Source organism: Bradyrhizobium sp. USDA 4451, assembly GCF_054822585.1.
Genome location: NZ_JBTRCH010000001.1, coordinates 2,098,638 through 2,114,949, shown reverse-complemented (window position 1 = coordinate 2,114,949; position 16,312 = coordinate 2,098,638). Strand labels below are relative to the sequence as shown.

The 16,312-nt window shown below is 65.6% G+C and carries 16 protein-coding genes; 6 read left to right on the top strand and 10 right to left on the bottom strand.

Features of this window, described 5'->3' with window-relative positions:
- Positions 1 to 219: 219 nt before the first annotated feature.
- Together phbB and ACVMB0_RS09720 are read right to left on the bottom strand one after the other, a co-directional pair.
- Entirely contained in the window at positions 220 to 945 is a 726-nt protein-coding gene (phbB, locus tag ACVMB0_RS09725; protein WP_456751012.1) for an acetoacetyl-CoA reductase, read from the bottom strand.
- 268 nt (positions 946 to 1,213) lie between these two features.
- A complete protein-coding gene (locus tag ACVMB0_RS09720; protein WP_456751013.1) occupies positions 1,214 to 2,392 on the bottom strand; it encodes an acetyl-CoA C-acetyltransferase in 1,179 nt (392 codons plus the stop codon).
- 314 nt (positions 2,393 to 2,706) lie between these two features.
- On the opposite strand from ACVMB0_RS09720, the gene phaR reads away from it, so the two are divergent.
- Entirely contained in the window at positions 2,707 to 3,297 is a 591-nt protein-coding gene (phaR, locus tag ACVMB0_RS09715; protein ID WP_456751014.1) for a polyhydroxyalkanoate synthesis repressor PhaR, read from the top strand.
- Between the two features lie 188 nt (positions 3,298 to 3,485).
- On the opposite strand, the gene ACVMB0_RS09710 is transcribed toward phaR, so the two are convergent.
- Positions 3,486 to 5,177 carry a putative bifunctional diguanylate cyclase/phosphodiesterase gene (locus tag ACVMB0_RS09710; protein WP_461346075.1) on the bottom strand — a complete coding sequence of 564 codons (1,692 nt, stop codon included), beginning with the start codon at positions 5,175 to 5,177 and terminating at the stop codon, positions 3,486 to 3,488.
- Positions 5,178 to 5,397: 220 nt separating this feature from the next.
- On the opposite strand from ACVMB0_RS09710, the gene ACVMB0_RS09705 reads away from it, so the two are divergent.
- Complete coding sequence (locus ACVMB0_RS09705) at positions 5,398 to 5,694, top strand: hypothetical protein (RefSeq protein ID WP_461346074.1); 297 nt, start codon at positions 5,398 to 5,400, stop codon at positions 5,692 to 5,694.
- 8 nt (positions 5,695 to 5,702) lie between these two features.
- Here the strand turns inward: ACVMB0_RS09705 and ACVMB0_RS09700 are convergent, their stop codons facing one another.
- The 4 genes from ACVMB0_RS09700 to mtgA all read right to left on the bottom strand — a co-directional run bounded on the left by ACVMB0_RS09700 (position 5,703) and on the right by mtgA (position 8,039).
- Positions 5,703 to 6,173 carry a YybH family protein gene (locus ACVMB0_RS09700; protein WP_461346073.1) on the bottom strand — a complete coding sequence of 157 codons (471 nt, stop codon included), beginning with the start codon at positions 6,171 to 6,173 and terminating at the stop codon, positions 5,703 to 5,705.
- 21 nt (positions 6,174 to 6,194) lie between these two features.
- The gene (locus tag ACVMB0_RS09695) at positions 6,195 to 6,827 is read right to left on the bottom strand and encodes a hypothetical protein (RefSeq protein WP_461346072.1); all 633 of its coding nucleotides are present in this window, start codon (positions 6,825 to 6,827) and stop codon (positions 6,195 to 6,197) included.
- Positions 6,828 to 7,021: 194 nt separating this feature from the next.
- A complete protein-coding gene (gene rpmF / locus ACVMB0_RS09690) occupies positions 7,022 to 7,207 on the bottom strand; it encodes a 50S ribosomal protein L32 (protein WP_021077536.1) in 186 nt (61 codons plus the stop codon).
- Positions 7,208 to 7,367: 160 nt separating this feature from the next.
- Positions 7,368 to 8,039, bottom strand: coding sequence for a monofunctional biosynthetic peptidoglycan transglycosylase (gene mtgA / locus ACVMB0_RS09685; RefSeq protein ID WP_461346071.1), 672 nt, complete (start codon positions 8,037 to 8,039; stop codon positions 7,368 to 7,370).
- 201 nt (positions 8,040 to 8,240) lie between these two features.
- On the opposite strand from mtgA, the gene ACVMB0_RS09680 reads away from it, so the two are divergent.
- Entirely contained in the window at positions 8,241 to 9,161 is a 921-nt protein-coding gene (locus ACVMB0_RS09680) for a polyprenyl synthetase family protein (RefSeq protein WP_461346070.1), read from the top strand.
- A gap of 11 nt (positions 9,162 to 9,172) precedes the next feature.
- Positions 9,173 to 9,853, top strand: a complete 681-nt coding sequence (locus tag ACVMB0_RS09675) for a DUF1345 domain-containing protein (RefSeq protein WP_461346069.1) — start codon at positions 9,173 to 9,175, stop codon at positions 9,851 to 9,853.
- A gap of 255 nt (positions 9,854 to 10,108) precedes the next feature.
- Here the strand turns inward: ACVMB0_RS09675 and ACVMB0_RS09670 are convergent, their stop codons facing one another.
- A complete protein-coding gene (locus ACVMB0_RS09670) occupies positions 10,109 to 12,001 on the bottom strand; it encodes a caspase family protein (RefSeq protein ID WP_461346068.1) in 1,893 nt (630 codons plus the stop codon).
- Between the two features lie 245 nt (positions 12,002 to 12,246).
- Positions 12,247 to 12,693 (bottom strand): GFA family protein, encoded by a 447-nt coding sequence (locus ACVMB0_RS09665; protein ID WP_461346067.1) that lies wholly within the window; start codon positions 12,691 to 12,693, stop codon positions 12,247 to 12,249.
- Between the two features lie 99 nt (positions 12,694 to 12,792).
- On the opposite strand from ACVMB0_RS09665, the gene ACVMB0_RS09660 reads away from it, so the two are divergent.
- Entirely contained in the window at positions 12,793 to 13,167 is a 375-nt protein-coding gene (locus tag ACVMB0_RS09660) for a nuclear transport factor 2 family protein (RefSeq protein ID WP_016847513.1), read from the top strand.
- 109 nt (positions 13,168 to 13,276) lie between these two features.
- Positions 13,277 to 14,884 carry a Na+/H+ antiporter gene (locus ACVMB0_RS09655; protein ID WP_461346066.1) on the top strand — a complete coding sequence of 536 codons (1,608 nt, stop codon included), beginning with the start codon at positions 13,277 to 13,279 and terminating at the stop codon, positions 14,882 to 14,884.
- 74 nt (positions 14,885 to 14,958) lie between these two features.
- Here ACVMB0_RS09655 and ACVMB0_RS09650 read toward each other — a convergent pair whose 3' ends face one another.
- Positions 14,959 to 16,299 (bottom strand): Rieske 2Fe-2S domain-containing protein, encoded by a 1,341-nt coding sequence (locus tag ACVMB0_RS09650; protein WP_461346065.1) that lies wholly within the window; start codon positions 16,297 to 16,299, stop codon positions 14,959 to 14,961.
- Positions 16,300 to 16,312: the final 13 nt, after the last annotated feature.

The window sequence follows — 16,312 nt, the reverse complement described above, 5'->3', positions numbered from 1 at the left end:
AACTGGCCGGCGCCAGCACATCGCTGCATCACCGTCATCCCCGCGCAAAAGCTTCGCCTTTGCGCGGGGATGACGGATTACAGTTCGGTGTGCTCGCCGACAACAGCCTTGCTGATGAAAAGCGCTGCGAAGCAATCCATGCGGCGTCATACCGAACCTGGATTGCTTCGTCACTCGCGCAAACGCCTGCATTTGTCGCAGGCAATGAAGGTAAAGGCGTCAGGCGTGATACTGGCCGCCGTTCACGGTCAGCGTCGAGCCGGTGATGAAGCCGGCGTCGTCGGCGGCGAGGAACACCACCGCGCGCGCAATCTCTTCCGGCTCGCCGAGCCGGTTGACCGGGATCTGCGGGATCACGCTCTTCTCGAGCACGTCCTTCGGCACCGCCTGCACCATCTCGGTGTTGATGTAGCCCGGGCAGATCACGTTCACGGTGATGCCGCCCTTGGCGTTCTCGAGCGCCAGCGCCTTGGTGAAGCCGATGTCGCCGGCCTTCGCCGCGGAGTAGTTGACCTGGCCAAACTGGCCCTTCTGGCCGTTGATCGAGGAGATCGAGATGACGCGGCCGAACTTGCGGGCGCGCATACCCTCGATCACCTGGCGCGTCATGTTGAACAGCGAACCGAGGTTGGTGTTGATCACCGCGTTCCACTGCTCGACGGTCATCTTGTGGAACGCAGTATCCTTGGTGATGCCGGCATTGTTGACGAGCACGTCGACCGGGCCGAGATCGGCCTCGACCTGCTTGACGCCGGCCGCGCAGGCGTCGAACGACGCGACGTCCCACTTGTAGACGGGGATCCCGCTCTCCGCCTTGAACTTCTCCGCCGCGGCGTCATTGCCGGCGTAGCTTGCCGCTACCTTGTAGCCGGCCGCTTTCAGCGCCTTGCTGATCGCAGCTCCAATACCGCGCGTTCCGCCCGTCACCAATGCAACACGTGCCATGTCCGTTTCCTCCTTGGCCGTCTTTTATAACCGGATAACTCCGGCCTTCGCACTCACTCAACGAAGCGCGATGGGATAAGGCTGAATCGTCATCGCGCTTTAGCTCCCCTCTTTTGAGCATGATCTTTTCGGAAAACCGCTTCACGCTTTTCCGCATCATGCTCCCGAAACAAAATGCCCGGCGCAAAGCCGGGCATCTTATTTATCAGCTCGCGCCGCGGTTGACAGATGATCTTTTCATCACCTAACCGGCCCCGCTGCCTTTTGTTCAGTCGCGTGCAACGCACATGGCGATGCCCATGCCGCCGCCGATGCACAGCGTCGCGAGGCCCTTCTTGGCATCGCGCTTCTGCATCTCGTGCAGCAGCGTCACCAGCACGCGCGCACCCGATGCGCCGACCGGATGGCCGATCGCGATCGCGCCGCCGTTGACGTTGACCTTGGCCGGATCCCAGCCGAGATCCTTGTTGACGGCGCAGGCCTGCGCCGCGAACGCCTCGTTGGCCTCGATCAGGTCGAGGTCGGCGATGTTCCAGCCGGCCTTCTTCAGCGCCGCGCGCGAGGCGGGGATCGGACCGGTGCCCATGATCTTGGGATCGACGCCGGCCTGGCCCCACGAGACGATGCGGGCCAGCACCTTCTTGCCCTGCTTGGCGGCTTCCTTGGCGGTCATCAGCACCACGGCGGCGGCGCCGTCATTGATGCCCGAGGCGTTGCCGGCGGTCACGGTGCCGTCCTTCTCGAATGCGGCGCGCAGCTTGGCCATCGCATCGAGCGTGGCGCCGTGGCGCGGATACTCGTCGGCGTCGACCACGATGTCACCCTTGCGGGACTTGATGGTGACCGGGACGATCTCGTCCTTGAACTTGCCGGCCTTCTGCGCCGCCTCGGCCTTGTTCTGCGAGCCGACCGCGAACTCGTCCTGCTGCGACCTGGTGATCTGGTACTGCTTGGCGACGTTCTCGGCGGTGTTGCCCATGTGGTAGCCGTTAAAGGCATCCCACAGGCCGTCCTTGATCATGGTGTCGATCAGCTGGAGGTCACCCATCTTGACGCCACCGCGCAGATATTGCGCGTGCGGGGCCATGCTCATGGATTCCTGGCCTCCCGCAACGACGATCGAGGAATCGCCGTTGAGCAGCGCCTGGTAGCCCAGCGCCACCGTGCGCAGGCCCGAGCCGCAGAGCTGGTTGACGCCCCAGGCCGGACTTTCCACCGGGATGCCGGCTGCGATCGAGGCCTGGCGGGCCGGGTTCTGGCCCTGCGCCGCGGTGAGGATCTGGCCCATGATGACTTCGGAGACCTGGCCACCCTCGACGCCGGCACGCTCCAGCGCCGCCTTGATGGCGATCGCACCGAGGTCGTGGGCCGGCGTGGTGGCGAAGGCGCCGTTGAAGCTACCGACGGGGGTGCGGGCGGCGCTGACGATGACGACATCGTCTGACATGGACATCTCCTATGGGTTGTAGCTGGGTTTCTCGACGGCGGGCGGCCAGTTTGGCGGGCCTGTCTCTTAATGCCCATCCTGTAAAGCTCATCGAGCCATGTCAATCGAACTGTCGCGCAAATCGCGCCGCGACGCACTCAAAACGACGCCCTTGGCACATTCCTGAGCAAATCCTATGCTTTGGAATTAACCGCAAAGCACAAAACGGTAGCCGAGCGGCTTTGAAAATGCTTACCTTTGCTGCGATGCGTTGCATTTAGCCCTGCGGCGATGCCGTCGGGGTTCCAGGTTCTTCGGTGTTGAAGTGAGAGCCCATGGCAAAATCTGAACATCCGACCACGATCAAGAAATACGCGAACCGGCGGCTCTATAATACCGGTACGAGCACCTATGTGACGCTCGAGGATCTCGCGGCGATGGTGAAGGAGGGCGAGGATTTCCTCGTCTATGACGCCAAGACCGGCGACGACATTACCCGCTCCGTGCTCGCGCAAATCATCTTCGAGCAGGAGAACAAGGCCGGGCAGAACCTGCTGCCGACCACCTTCCTGCGCCAGCTGATCCGCTTCTATGGCGACAGCATGCAGATGGTGGTGCCGAAATATCTCGAACAGTCGATCGAGACGCTGACCAAGGAGCAGGAGAAGTTCCGCAAGCAGATCGCGGGCGCGCTGAGCGGGACGCCGTTTGCGCCGCTGGAAGAGCAGGTCCGCCGCAACATGGAGCTGTTCCAGCAGACCTTCTCGATGTTCAAGCCGTTCGTGCCGCAGCGCGGCGGCACTGAGGCCGAGAAGGTGCCGGAGCCCGCGCCTGACGACGGCAACATCGACGACCTGCGCCGCCAGATGAAGGACATGCAGGAGCGCCTCGAGCGCATGTCGCAGCCGGCGAAGAAGGACGAGTAGAGTTTCCGCTTCCGCGCGGTGCGTTCAGCTTTGTGTCCGTCACCCTGAGGAGGCTGCGCAGCGGCCGTCTCGAAGGGTCGACGGCCACCTGCCGGGCCGTGCATCCTTCGAGACGCGCTTCGCGCTCCTCCAGCGACAAAGGCGGAGCCTTTGCGCGGGGATGACGGGTCTTGGAGTGACCGGCCGACCTAACCCGCAGCCGGCACGGTCTTCTCCGCCGGCACGTTCCACGGCCGGTCCGGCGAGGCGAGGCCGATCAGGCGGCCCTGGATGAAGTCGCAGCCCCATTCGCGCAGCATCACGGCAGCTTCCTCGTCCTGCACCCATTCCGCGACCGTCTTGATCTCGAGGCGGCGCGCGAGATCGATCAGCGTCTGCACGAAGGCGCGATCGTCGGCCGAGCGCACGATGTTCTGGACGAAGGCGCCGTCGATTTTCACAATATCGACGCCGAGCTTGCGCAGATTGCGGAACGAGGTGTAGCCGGCGCCGAAATCGTCGATCGCGATCCGGCTGCCGAAATTCTTCAGCCGCGTGACGAAGCCGCGGACATCGTCGATATCCTGGATCGCGACCGTCTCGGTGATCTCGACGATCAACCGCTCGCCGACGCCGGGATGCGCGCGCATCAGGGATTCGATGGTCGCCCACCAGTCCGGATCCATCGTGGTGTCGGGCGAGATGTTGAGGCTGAGCTGCACGCCCGGCGCTGCGGCGAGCTCGGCGATCGCAAGCTCCAGCACGCGGTGATCGACCAGCCGGATCAGGCCGAGCCGCTCGGCGACCGGCACGATATCGGGGGCCAGCAGCGCGCGGCCGTCGTCCTGCTCCATGCGGACCAGGCACTCGTAGAACGCAGGCTGCCGCAGGCGCGCATCGACCACCGGCTCGAAGCCGATCACGATGCGGCGCTCGTTCAGCGCGGTGACGATCTCGTCGGTGACGCGGATGTTGACGCGGCGCTGCGCATCGCGCTCGACATTCGGCTTCCACAGCGCGAACGTTCCGGCACGGCGGCTCTTGGCCGCGTCCAGCGTCTCCTGGGCGCGATTGACCGCCTCCTCCGCCGACCTCGCATGGCGCGGGATGGTGACGGCACCGATCGATGCCGTCACCGATACCGGGCCGGACTTGGTCGGCACCACCTCGTCGCGCACCGCGGCGAGGAAGCGCTCGGCCGCGACGTTGGTGTCGTCGACGGTGCAGTTGCGCAGGATCAGGCCGAACTTGTTGCCGGAGAAGCGGCCGAGCATGTCGCCGCTGCGCAGCCGCGCGCGGATCCGCTTCGCGACCTCGGCGATGACCGCGTCGGCGACATCGAAACCGAAGGCATCGTTGACCCGCGCCAGATGATCGATGCCGATCAGCATGAAGGCGCAGGAGGTGCGGAAGCGCGCGCACTCCTCGATCGCTTCGGCGAGCGAGGCCACCAGATGGGTGCGGTTGAGCTCGTTGGTCAGCGGATCGTGCCGCGACAGTTTCAAGAGCTGCTCGTCGCGGGCGTGGCGTTCATTGTTGACGCGGACGACGCCCTGCACGCGCGCCGGCTTACCGTCAGCGCCGGCAAACCAGCAGCCGGTCTCCTCGATCCAGATCACCGGCGCCGAGGTGACGGCGCGCACGCCATATTCGATCCGGTAGGGCACGCCCTCCCCGCTCTGCACCGGCGCCGACTGGCCGAGCGCATCCGCGCGAATGCCGCGCGATGGCTCGATCAGCTTGGCGAGTTCGGCACCGCTGGCGAGTGCCCCGGCAGGGATATCCGGGAAGACCGTCGCCACATTGTCGCTCCAGGCGATCGCGTCGGTCGCCAGGTCCCAGGCGAATGTCGCCTGGCCGAGCGAGGCGAGGATGCTGGCAGCTGGCGGGACAGGCGGCATCGAACATGTCTCGATCTGGGACGGAGCCCGGTGATTCTCCACACCCTCAAGATAGTGGTTCCGGTGAATCTAACGCTAGGAGAAGTTGATAAATAATCTGGAAACCACGTTTTGGACTGCCCGGGAACGAACTGGGGATGGCGGGCATGACCCTTGCCATGAGGGTTGTCGCGGAGGGACGTGACGTCCCAAACTATGACGCTCCAACGGGTCGCAGGCGATGCTGGATATCGATCAATCGGAAATCCAATTGGAAGTCTTGGAGGGCGAGTTCACCGACGCGGCCGGGGCGACCAGCACGGCTCTGGTGCCGCTGGCGGTGACCACCCATTGGGCGCCCAAGATTCCGCTGCCCCACGGCGACCCTTCATTTCTGGCGCACCTGATCGCAACCGCCGCGCACGAACCGCAGACGCGCGGCCTGCGGCGTGGGTCATTGGCCGACGCGCAGAGCGCTTACGGCCCGCATGTCGACGAACGCCGCAGCGTGACGCGGCGCACAAGGCAAATCATCTAAGCAGCAATTCAGCGGGCCTTGACCGGCCGGTTACCGTGGCTGTCCTGCGGCACGCCGCGGCGCAGCGACATGTGGGAGTGAATGCCGAGCCAGTGCCCGTCGGCTTGCCGCGCGAGGATGATCGTGGCCCGCCCCGGCCGGTCGAAGCGGCTGCCGTCCGGATGGAAGCCGGTGCTGGTCCAGGGTGTGATCACCGTTGCCATGCCGCCATCGGCACTCACCAGCACCTCGGTGTGCGCGAGATCGAAGGCGAAATCCGCGGTGCGGGGCCAGACATTGTCCCATTGCATCTCGGTCCAGCGCGCGCGGCCGTGGATCAGCTCCTGATAGGTGCCGAACGAGATGATGTCGGAATGCCAGAACGGACGGGCGGCGGCATAGTCGACCGCCCTGACGCAGGCGGCGAACCGTTCGAGCCAGTCGAAGATCGATTGGGTGGTCGTCTGATCGGCGATCGGAAGGGGCGCTTGCTGGCTCATGACCTCTCCCGCGAGAACCGTCTAGCGCTGCGGGGCGTCCGACGATGGCTGGCCGCCCGGCTGTAAATCCGGCGAGGCAACCGTCGGCTTCGGCGCAGACGGATCGAGCAGCACGGATTCCGCGACCGATGTCGCCGGAGGAACGGGCGCGGCCGCCGGCGGCGCAGCAGACGCCGGTGTGGCGACAGGCGCGGGCTCGACACGCGGCGCAGGTGCCACGGCCGGCGCGGGCTGCGGCGCCTCGGGCTGCGCCTTGCTGACGCTCGGCGCGGGTGCCGCGACCACCGCACGGCGACGGGTGCGCAGCGCAATTCCGGAAATGAAATCGACCAGCGCCAGCAGCGCGAGCAGGCAATAGGTCGAGTTGCCGAATTTCGGCCAGAGCACGAATTCGGCGGCAGCCGCGCCGAACACGATCAGCGACAGCAGATGATCGGTGAGATATTTGGCGCCGGGGCGCGCGCCCTTGATGACCTCGAGCAGCAACAGCAGCACGCCGGCGGCGAGCAGCATGTCGCCGAGCGTGATCTGCCACACTTCGCCCGACAGCAAAGTCAGCCTGATCAGCGGGTCCGTAAAGGACACGCCGGGCATCAGGAAAGCGATGATGTTGTAGACCGCGAGCGGAACGAGCAGCAGCGGAAAACCGACCATCGGGGCTTGCGCCTTATTCAGGAAGAACCAGCAATGCGGCGATGCTCATCGGCTTCGCCGCGGACGCGCCCGTCTTGACCGCACTCGTTGGCCGAATTCGGGCGCAGCGCCGTTTTGACCAGAGCGTGATCTGACCGGAAATCGCTAGACACTTTTCCGGATCATACTCGGCGGCGCGACAGCCGAAGGTCCGATCAGGACTCTTTCTTGGCCTTCAGAACCTGGCGGCCCTTGTACATGCCGGTCTTCAGGTCGAGGTGGTGCGGACGGCGCAGCTCGCCGGAGTCCTTGTCCTCGACATAGGTCGGGGTCTTGATCGCATCGGCCGAACGGCGCATGCCACGGCGCGACGGCGAGGTTTTTCTTCTGGGAACGGCCATGACGGTGTCCTCTAGGGGTGTTGCGGAGGCATCGTCCGAAATGGGGACGAGCGCACAGCGCTTCAAAGCGCCAGCTGCGATGCCGGTAAGGCCGCGCTTATAGAGGAAGGTCCAGCGTAAAGCTAGGGCTGAAGACCGCAAAATCCGCCCGAAATCGGCCTCAGGGGCCGCGATTTTCGCGCCAGCAGTGGGTCACCGTGTTGGCCCGAGCCATATAGGTCCCGGACAGCCTGCGCACCCCCGGACCCGGGCTCCGGGCGTTCCTTTTGACCGGATTCGGCAAGATCGCCGCCAACAGCGCTGCCTCCCGGGGTGACAGCCCTGCCGCGGACCGGCCAAAGGCATATTGGGACCCGGCTTCAACGCCGAACTGCCCGGATGGGCCCATTTCCGCGATATTGAGGTAGATTTCCAGGATCCGCTGCTTGGGCAGCACGAAATCGATCCAGAGCGCCAGCGGCAGTTCCAGCCCCTTGCGGATCACGCTGCGACCCGGCCACAGGAACAGGTTCTTGGCCACCTGCTGGGTGATAGTGGAGCCGCCGCGCGCCGCCTCGCCGTCCTCGGCATCGTTGAGCGCCTCGCGCAGTGCCCCCCAATCGATCCCGTGATGCTTGCAGAAGTGGGCGTCCTCGGAGGCCACCACGGACCGCGGCAAATAGGGCGACATGGCGCCGAACTCGATCCAATGCCGGGTCACCGGGGCCCCGCGCAGGGTCCGCCATGCCATCAGGGCCGAAACTGGCTGACCGGTGCGGTAGAACGGCGTCACCAGATAGGGCAGCAACAGCAGGGCCAGGAAAAGCAGCAATAAAATTCGGACGATGCGCAAAACGGGGGTTTCCGGGGAGGGCGTCTCCAGTGGGGATTTTGGGACCCGCCCGCCAGGATGCGGCCGGCACCGTCAGACGTCTGAGGGATAATTCACGGTTTTTCCAGCACTTTTAAGGCGCAATCCGTCGCAGGGCAGCAATTGACGAAGCCGGTGCCATCAACGATTGTCCGGCCGAAAATCGATCTGGAGCAATTCTTAATGACGACCGGTACTGCAGAGTTTTCCAAGCGGCTGGACCAGACCGCGGAGGATACCGAAGCCCTGCTCGCGAAACTGCTGTCGGATGCGACCGAAAACGACGAGATCGTGCGCCCGAAGCGGCTGATCGAGGCGATGCGCTATTCGAGCCTCGGCGGCGGCAAGCGGTTGCGGCCGTTTCTCGCGGTCGAGAGCGCCGCGGTGTTCGGCATTCCGCGCGAGTCCGCGCTGCTGGTCGGCGCTGCGCTCGAATGCATCCACTGCTACTCGCTGATCCACGACGATCTGCCGGCGATGGACAATTCCGATCTGCGCCGCGGCCGCCCGACCCTGCACAAGGCCTATGACGATGCCACCGCAATCCTCGCCGGCGACGCACTGCTGACGATCGCCTTCGACATCATCACCCGCGATGCGATCCACAGGGATGCCCAGGTGCGACTGCTGCTGACCCGCGCGCTGGCGCGCGCCTCCGGCGTCGGCGGCATGGCCGGCGGCCAGATCCTCGACCTCGCAGGCGAAGGCCGCTTCGGCGACCGCGAGCCGGTCGACGTCGCACGCCTGCAGCAGATGAAGACCGGCGCGCTGCTGCGCTTCGGCTGCATCGCCGGCGCGATCCTCGGCCAGGCTTCGCAAAAGGAATACCAGGCGCTCGACGATTACGGCAAAGCGCTCGGCGAGGCCTTCCAGATCGCCGACGATCTGCTCGACGTCGAGGGCGACGCCGCCGCGCTCGGCAAGCCGGCCGGCGCTGACGCTGCGCTCGGCAAGACCACCTTCGTCACCCAGCTCGGCATCGATGGCGCCAAGCAGCGCGTGCGCGACCTGTTGGCGCGCGCCGATGCCGCATTGTCGGTGTTCGGCGAGCGCGGCGACGTGCTGCGTGCCGCGGCGCGCTTCGTCGCCGAGCGCAAGAACTAGCTGGACGTGAAATGAACAAGGAGTTCGACGACCGCCTTGTTCGTTTCCGCAAATTGCCGATGCCGGTCCGCGTCGTCGTGGGCCGGCCGCGCACCTTCGTCTCGCTCGCACTCGGCATCACCGTTGCGCTGTTGATCCCCGGTGCGACGCGCCTCGTCACGCGCCTGCTCGCCGGCTGGGACGCCTTCGCCGCGCTCTATCTCGTGCTCGCCTATGTGATGATGCTGCGCTGTGGCGTCGCCCATATCAAGCGCAGCGCGATCCTGCAGGACGATGGCCGTTTCCTGATCCTGCTGCTGACCGCGTTCGGCGCGCTGGCGAGCCTGCTCGCCATCGTGTTCGAACTCGGCGCCTCCAAGGGCAGCCCGGCGGGGCTGGCGGTGGCAATCGTCACCATCACGCTGTCATGGACCGCGGTGCATACCGCGTTCGCGCTGCATTACGCCCATGAGTTCTATCGCGGCAAGACGCCCGGCGGATTGCAGTTTCCGAGCGGCGATGCGCATGCCGATGCCGATTACTGGGACTTCGTCTATTTCTCGTTCGTGATCGGGATGACCGCGCAGGTCTCCGACGTCGGCATCACCGACAAGATCATCCGCCGCACCGCGACCGTGCACGGCATCATCTCGTTCGTGTTCAACACCGCGCTGCTGGCTTTGATGGTGAACATCGCGGCGAGCGCGATCTAGCACGTGATCGGATTGGATCGCAGAGCAACCGCGACGGCACTGTGCTCCCTCGCCCCGTTCTTACGGGGTCGAGACAAGCGAAGCTTGCTCTTAGAGGGTTGGGGTGAGGGGCTGTCTCCGCGCAAACGGTAACAGCTGCGCTCGTGGAGAGTCCTCCTCACCCGGATTGCATCTACGATGCAATCCGACCTCTCCCCGCACGCGGGGCGAGGTGAAATGGTGCCCGCCGCCTGCTTCCGACTAACCTCATCAGGCCTAGTTGCAGACCTCGACATTGCCGACGCCGAGGCCGGGGCCGCCGCCGCCGCGGTACTCGAGGTGGCAGCCGTGCCGGACCGGTCGGCATAGATAGGCGTCGCACATGATCTGGCCGCTGCCACCGCCCTCAGCCCTTGCACGCTTCTGCGGGCGCGGAATTGCCGCTGATGGGACCTGCGGTTTGCCCTGCTCGCGCTCCGGACGGAACGCACGGTCGCGCTCACGGCGCGACGGACGCTCGTCGCTGTCGCGCTTCGCCACCGGCTTCCGCTCGCGGCGCTTCTCGCATTCATTGTCGTCGTTGAGGAACGAGCCCTCGGCGCACACGATCCTGGTGCAGCGGTCGCCATCGGCCTTGTAGCCGCGCTCGCAGACCAGCGGGCAGACGCGCGCCTGCTTCAGCTTGATGGCGTCGAGCGTGTCGAGGTTCGCGGTCTTGATCTCGAGCTTGGTGCCGGCATAGCGGTTGAACAGCGTCAGCGAGCGCTGCGAGGCCGCGTTCCAATCGCCGTCGACGGCGCCGGTCAGGCACCCGACCCTGCGCAATTCGGTCTGCACCGATTTGACGACATCGACCTCGGGTGAGCCAGTCGCCAGCGCCGCCACGGTCGTGGTCTTCTCGGGCGCCGGCGGAGGAGCGCCCGCCGCTTGCGCTGCTGCTTGATCAGAGGCCGTCTTGTCTGCTGCGGTTCGATCGGCGAGCGCCGCATCGGCTTGCCGCTTCTGCTCGGCCGCTGCCGCCTGCTCCTGCGCGACCTGCTTGGCCTTCTCGGCCGCAAGACGCGCCGCTTCGGCCGCCCTGGCGTCGGCCTCGGCCTTGGCCTGCTGCGCCTTCTGTGCGCCCTCGGCGGCGAGCCGGGCGCGCTCCTGCTCGGCCTGACGCGCCTTCTCGGTGGCGGCGACGCGCGCATCCTCGGCGGTGAACTTCTCGAGCTGCAGCCGCGCGAGATTGGCATAATAGCCGGTCGGATATTGGGCGAGAAACGCGTTCATCGCGTTCCTGTTGCCGATCTGCAGCGCCAGCTCATAGTCGCGGCGCGCCTCGGATTGCGGCGTCGGCGCAGGTACCGCGGGCACGGCAGCAGCGGGCGCAGGCTTCGCTGCTGCCGGCACCAGCGGCACATCCTCGCCGCCGAGCGAGCCATAGACGAACGGCTCCTGGCGGTTGTTGGTGGTCTTCAGCACCTCGTCGCGGACATAGCCGAAGGCGCGGCGGACATCGAGGCCGGGGGTCGGCAGGAACTTCGACAGCGCCAGCGTGAACGGGCTGTTCTTGCCGTCGCCATCGGCCGCGGTGGAGCCGGCCTTCGCCGAATAGGCGATCAGCACGTTCGGGCTGGTCGGCTCGACCTTGGCGAGCCCCTGCCCGATCGCCCGGGTCGCCAAGGTTCGTTTCATGGTCTTGGCAAACGGGTTGTCGCGGCAGGCATCGAGGATCACCAGCCGCAGCTTCCGCGCCGGCTCGATCGCAACCAGGATGCGGTCGAGCGAAAACGCCTCGTCATAGACGTCGGTATCGCGCTCCAGCCTGGCATCGACCGGGATCAGGTAATTGGCGCCGTCCACCTCGATGCCATGGCCGGCGTAGTAGACCAGCGCGATATCGGCATCGCGGGCGAGGTCGGCGAATTCGCGCAGCGCGCGGCGGGTTTCGACCGCCGGCAGGTCCTTGCGGAAATCAACCACGTCGAAGCCCGCGTTCTTCAGCGTCGCGGCGATCACCGAGGCATCATTAACCGGGTTTGCCAGCGGCGCGGTGTTCCTGTAGGCCGAATTGCCGAGCACCAGCGCGACGCGCTTCTCGGCGAAGGCCGGCTGGCAGACGACCAGCAGAACGGCCGCGACGGCAAACAGCAATCGATTCAATTTCAACAGCCCAGACCCGTTCATGGCGACACTTCCAGGACCTGACGTCCAATATCCGGCATGTCCTAACACGTAAGCCCCAACTACCAGAAAGCAGTGCTACGCTTTGTGAGGCGGCTCACGATCCACGCCCGCGGGGACCGTGCCGCCCTCATTGTTAGTCAGCGGAAGCGACCGCCGGTTCGCAAGTGACCGGCAGCGGGTCCGCCATCGGCGGGGTGACCGGAACTTGCTCGCCCTCGCGCTGCTCGACCTGCCCCCGCAGGGGTTTATTCCCCGCTTCGCGTCACATGCCCCTGATGTTGCGGCAGCTCGTCCGAAATCTCGTACCACGGCGCCTTTGAGCCGACGAAGATATGCGCGGTCGGCCGGATCGTCGGTGCGTCGCGCAGCGTGCCCATCGTGACATGGACATAGGCGCCGTCGCGGACCTGCGAATAGAGCAGCGACCCGCAGCGCCCGCAATGCGCATCGTGGGTGACCGCATCGCCGTAGATCAAAAGACCGTCGGCACCGCGCACGACGGCGAATTTCTCACGGACGATGCCTGCGAACGGCTTGAACGCCGATCCTGTGGTGCGCCGGCAATTCGAGCAGTGGCAATTCAGCGCATAGGAAAACGCGTCGGCGACCTCGTAGCGCACATCGCGGCAGAAGCATTCACCGGTCAGGATGCGATGGCTCGAATTCGCGTTCGAATTTGCAGATGCGGTCACAACGTACTCCTCACGCGGAATTTTGCCACCGGCCATGGCGCTATCAGGCGGTTCATGGCTACATTCCGGCCGTTCATTTCCTGCCGGGAGGACCAACCCATGAGCCAAGACCGATCCAGCGTCGAAAGCGTCGTGCAAACCTATTTCGACGGCCTCTACGAAAGCAATGCCGACAAGCTCGCCGAAGCGTTTCATCCGAGCGCCGATCTGCGCTGGGTGGAGAAGGGCGAGCTGAAGGTCCTGACTGTTCCCGATTGGCTCGCGCTGGTGCGCAAGCGCACCTCGGCCAAGGCCGAAGGCAAGCCGCGCGAGGATTTCATCGTCACCATCGACCGCTCCGACGACAACACCGCCTTCATCAAGGTGCGCTGCCAGCTGCCGCCGCGCTATTTCACCGATTATCTGGTGGCGATGAAGCTCGCCGATGGCTGGCAGATCGTCTCGAAGTCCTACCGCTACGACCTCAGGGACTGACCGGGCGGCCAACCGCATCCCCGCGACGGCCTTGTGACACGACCCTCGCGGCCCGGCTCCGGCCGGACCGCATTGACTGACGCTGGTTTCCGGGCGAATTGAGCCCGTTATGGAAGCCAAATTTCAGATTTTTCTCACTTTGCTTGGCGTGCTCGCGGGAACCGCGCTGGTGGCGCGGCGGACCGATATCGCGCCGGCGATCCTGTTGCTGCTGGTCGGCATCGTGCTCGCCTTCGTGCCGGGCATGCCGTCGCTGGAACTGCCGCCCGAGCTCGTGCTGCTGGTGGTGCTGCCGCCGCTGATCTATTCGGCGAGCGTCGCGATGAGCTGGCGCGAGTTCAAGGCCAACCTGCGGCCGATCATCCTGCTCTCGGTCGGCTGCGTGATCTTCACCGCCTTCATGGTGGCGGCCGCGACCCATTATCTGATCGGGCTGCCCTGGAGCATCGGCTTCCTGCTGGGGGCGATCGTCGCGCCGCCGGACGTGGTGGCGCCGCTCGCGATCGCGCGCAAGCTCGGCCTGCCCCGCCGCATCCTGGTGGTGCTCGAGGGCGAAGGGCTCGCCAACGACGCGACCGCGCTGATCCTCTACCGCTTCGCGCTCGCCGCCATCACCACCGGGCTGTTCTCGCTGCCGAAGGCGACCGGCACCTTCTTCGTGATCGTCGCCGGCGAGATCGCGTTCGGCACCGCGGTCGGCTGGCTCAGCCTGCGCGCCCGCCGCCGCGCCAGGGATCCGCAGGTCGAGATCACGCTGTCACTGATCACGCCCTATCTCGCCTACTGGATCCCCGAGCATTTCGGCGGCAGCGGCGTGATCGCGACCGTCGCCTGCGGGCTCTATATGAGCTGGAACGGACCGCTGCTGATCTCGGCCGCGACCCGCCTGCAAGGCATCTTCTTCTGGGATTTGATCATCTACCTGATCGAAGGCCTGCTGTTCCTCCTGACCGGCTTCCAGATGCGCTCGCTGGTCGAGAAGTCGAAGGCGTTCCCGCTGCACGACATCCTGACCGCCACCGTGCTGGTCGCGGCAATCGTGATCGTGGCGCGCTTCCTGTGGGTGTTTCCCGGCACCTATCTGCCGCGCTGGATCAGCAAGCGGATGCGCGAGCGCGATCCGCTGCCGTCATGGCGGGCGGTGTTCGTGGTCGCCTTCACCGGCGTGCGCGGCGCGGTCTCGCTCGCGGCGGCGCTGGCGCTGCCGCTGACGCTGCCGAATGGCGATACTTTCCCCTATCGCGACCTGATCCTGTTCGTTGCCTTCGGCGTCATCTTCGTGACGCTGGTCGGGCTCGGGCTCACCCTGCCGCCTGTCGTGCGCTGGCTCGGCCTCGCCAAGGACGGCCGCAGCGAGCACATCGCCGAGCACGAGCAGGAGATCGCGGCGCGGCGCGAGGCGCTGAACGCCGCGCTGAAATCGCTCGATGCGATCACCGACGACCGCGAACTGTCCGACGAGGTGGTCAAGCTGTTGCGCTCGCGGCACGAGATCCGCATCAACCAGCTGCCCGATACGCTCGACCCCGACAGGCACGACGTCTCCGCCACCGGCACCGCGCTGACGCGGGAGCTGATCGCCTCCGAGCGCAAGTTCATCCACATGCTGCTGCGCGACGGCAAGATCACCGACGAGACCAGGCGCCGCATCGAGCGCGATCTGGATCTGGAGGAGGCGAGCCTGTCGAACCGCGAGTATCGCAGGATTCCGTTGTAGCGCCCGGTAATCCGTCCCCACGTCGTCCCGGCCGAGTGCGCAATTGCGCACGGGGGCCGGGACAACGGCGATGATCATTCCGCAGCCGCGTTCTGCCCGGGACCGCCGACGAAGCCTGCGGGATCGCCGAACCGTTCGATCATGACCGCGGTCAGATCCTTGGCCTTACTGGTGACGCAGGCGCCGGAGCGCACGGTGTAGCGGTCCTGGTGCTGAACGTGCGGCGGCGCCTCGCCGTTTTGCAGCGCGCGGGCCGCCTCCATCACCAGCTTGCGGAAGTGCAGGATGCCGAGATCGGTCGGGCCGAGATGCTCGCGGGTGCGGTCGGCGATCGGGCCCTGGCTGTCCTGCACCGCGGCGTCCTGCTCGGAGACGCCCTTGATGCCGGTATAGCTCCTGGTCCGCTGCAGCTTGCGGTCGATCAGATAGTCGTTGGCCTTGTTGCGCAACGGCACGTAGTTCTCGTCGACCACGGCCATCACGCCGTTGCCGTTGGCGTAGCCGTCGCGCTCGGCCTCGGTCAGCGGCCGGTCCGGATTCCACGCATAGGTGTAGATCCAGCAATTGGTGTCGGTGACCGGCACGAAGGTCTGGCCGAACATGTTCTCGCCCGGCATCGAGCTCGGCGCGTAGCTGTGGAACGGCATCAGGAACTGGGCGATCCGCCAATAGATGTTGTCGCTGCCCGTGAGCCGCCCGCCCGCCACCGTCAACCCTGCCTGATGCGGATTGATCTTGATGACCGGGCGCGGGTCCTCCGCGATCCAGCGCATGTGGTCGGTCGCGACCCGCGTCAGCGGATTGACGAAATGCTTCTTGATGTCGAGGATCTCGTTCTCCTCCTTCTCGAAGGAGAGATGCGCGAAGGTGAAATGCGCGGTGTCGATCGAGCCCTCCACCGCCTGCACCCAGTTGCAGTCCTGCCACTTCTTGGTGACGAAGCGATGCGAGGCCGGCAGCAGCGCCATCTCCAGCGCCGGCAGTTCGGGCATCTGATCGGCCGGCCCCATATAGGCCCAGATCATGTCGCCCCATTCGCGCACCGGATAGGACTTGATCCGGATCAGGTTTTTGGCGTTGAGGTCGGGATAGGAGGTCGGCATGTCGACGCAGCGGCCGTCGGTGTCGAACTTCCAGCCGTGATAGACGCAGCGGATGCCGCATTCCTCGTTGCGGCCGAGCCAGAGATTGGCGCCGCGATGCGGACAGTATGGGTCGATGAGGCCGACCACGCCCCGCGTGTCGCGGAAGGCGAGCAGCTCCTCGCCCATCACCACGATCTTCTTCGGGTCGCTGTCCGGCTCGGGCAGCTCTTCCGACAGCAGCACCGGAATCCAGAACCGGCGCAGCAACTCGCCCATCCCCGTTCCCGCACTCGACTCGGTGAGGAACTTGTTGTCTTCGGCGCGGAGCATGGCGGCCTCCCCG

Bases quoted from the DNA above. Each gene is read 5' to 3' on its own strand.
- ACVMB0_RS09710 (WP_461346075.1), bottom strand. From the start codon at position 5,177: ATGCCGCCTGTCCCGCCAGCTGCCAGCATCCTCGCCTCGCTCGGCCAG.
- ACVMB0_RS09695 (WP_461346072.1), bottom strand. From the start codon at position 6,827: ATGGTCGGTTTTCCGCTGCTGCTCGTTCCGCTCGCGGTCTACAACATC.
- ACVMB0_RS09675 (WP_461346069.1), top strand. From the start codon at position 9,173: ATGAACAAGGAGTTCGACGACCGCCTTGTTCGTTTCCGCAAATTGCCG.
- ACVMB0_RS09670 (WP_461346068.1), bottom strand. From the start codon at position 12,001: ATGAACGGGTCTGGGCTGTTGAAATTGAATCGATTGCTGTTTGCCGTC.
- phaR (WP_456751014.1), top strand. From the start codon at position 2,707: ATGGCAAAATCTGAACATCCGACCACGATCAAGAAATACGCGAACCGG.
- rpmF (WP_021077536.1), bottom strand. From the start codon at position 7,207: ATGGCCGTTCCCAGAAGAAAAACCTCGCCGTCGCGCCGTGGCATGCGC.
- ACVMB0_RS09700 (WP_461346073.1), bottom strand. From the start codon at position 6,173: ATGAGCCAGCAAGCGCCCCTTCCGATCGCCGATCAGACGACCACCCAA.
- ACVMB0_RS09650 (WP_461346065.1), bottom strand. From the start codon at position 16,299: ATGCTCCGCGCCGAAGACAACAAGTTCCTCACCGAGTCGAGTGCGGGA.
- phbB (WP_456751012.1), bottom strand. From the start codon at position 945: ATGGCACGTGTTGCATTGGTGACGGGCGGAACGCGCGGTATTGGAGCT.
- ACVMB0_RS09720 (WP_456751013.1), bottom strand. From the start codon at position 2,392: ATGTCAGACGATGTCGTCATCGTCAGCGCCGCCCGCACCCCCGTCGGT.
- ACVMB0_RS09655 (WP_461346066.1), top strand. From the start codon at position 13,277: ATGGAAGCCAAATTTCAGATTTTTCTCACTTTGCTTGGCGTGCTCGCG.
- ACVMB0_RS09660 (WP_016847513.1), top strand. From the start codon at position 12,793: ATGAGCCAAGACCGATCCAGCGTCGAAAGCGTCGTGCAAACCTATTTC.
- ACVMB0_RS09705 (WP_461346074.1), top strand. From the start codon at position 5,398: ATGCTGGATATCGATCAATCGGAAATCCAATTGGAAGTCTTGGAGGGC.
- ACVMB0_RS09680 (WP_461346070.1), top strand. From the start codon at position 8,241: ATGACGACCGGTACTGCAGAGTTTTCCAAGCGGCTGGACCAGACCGCG.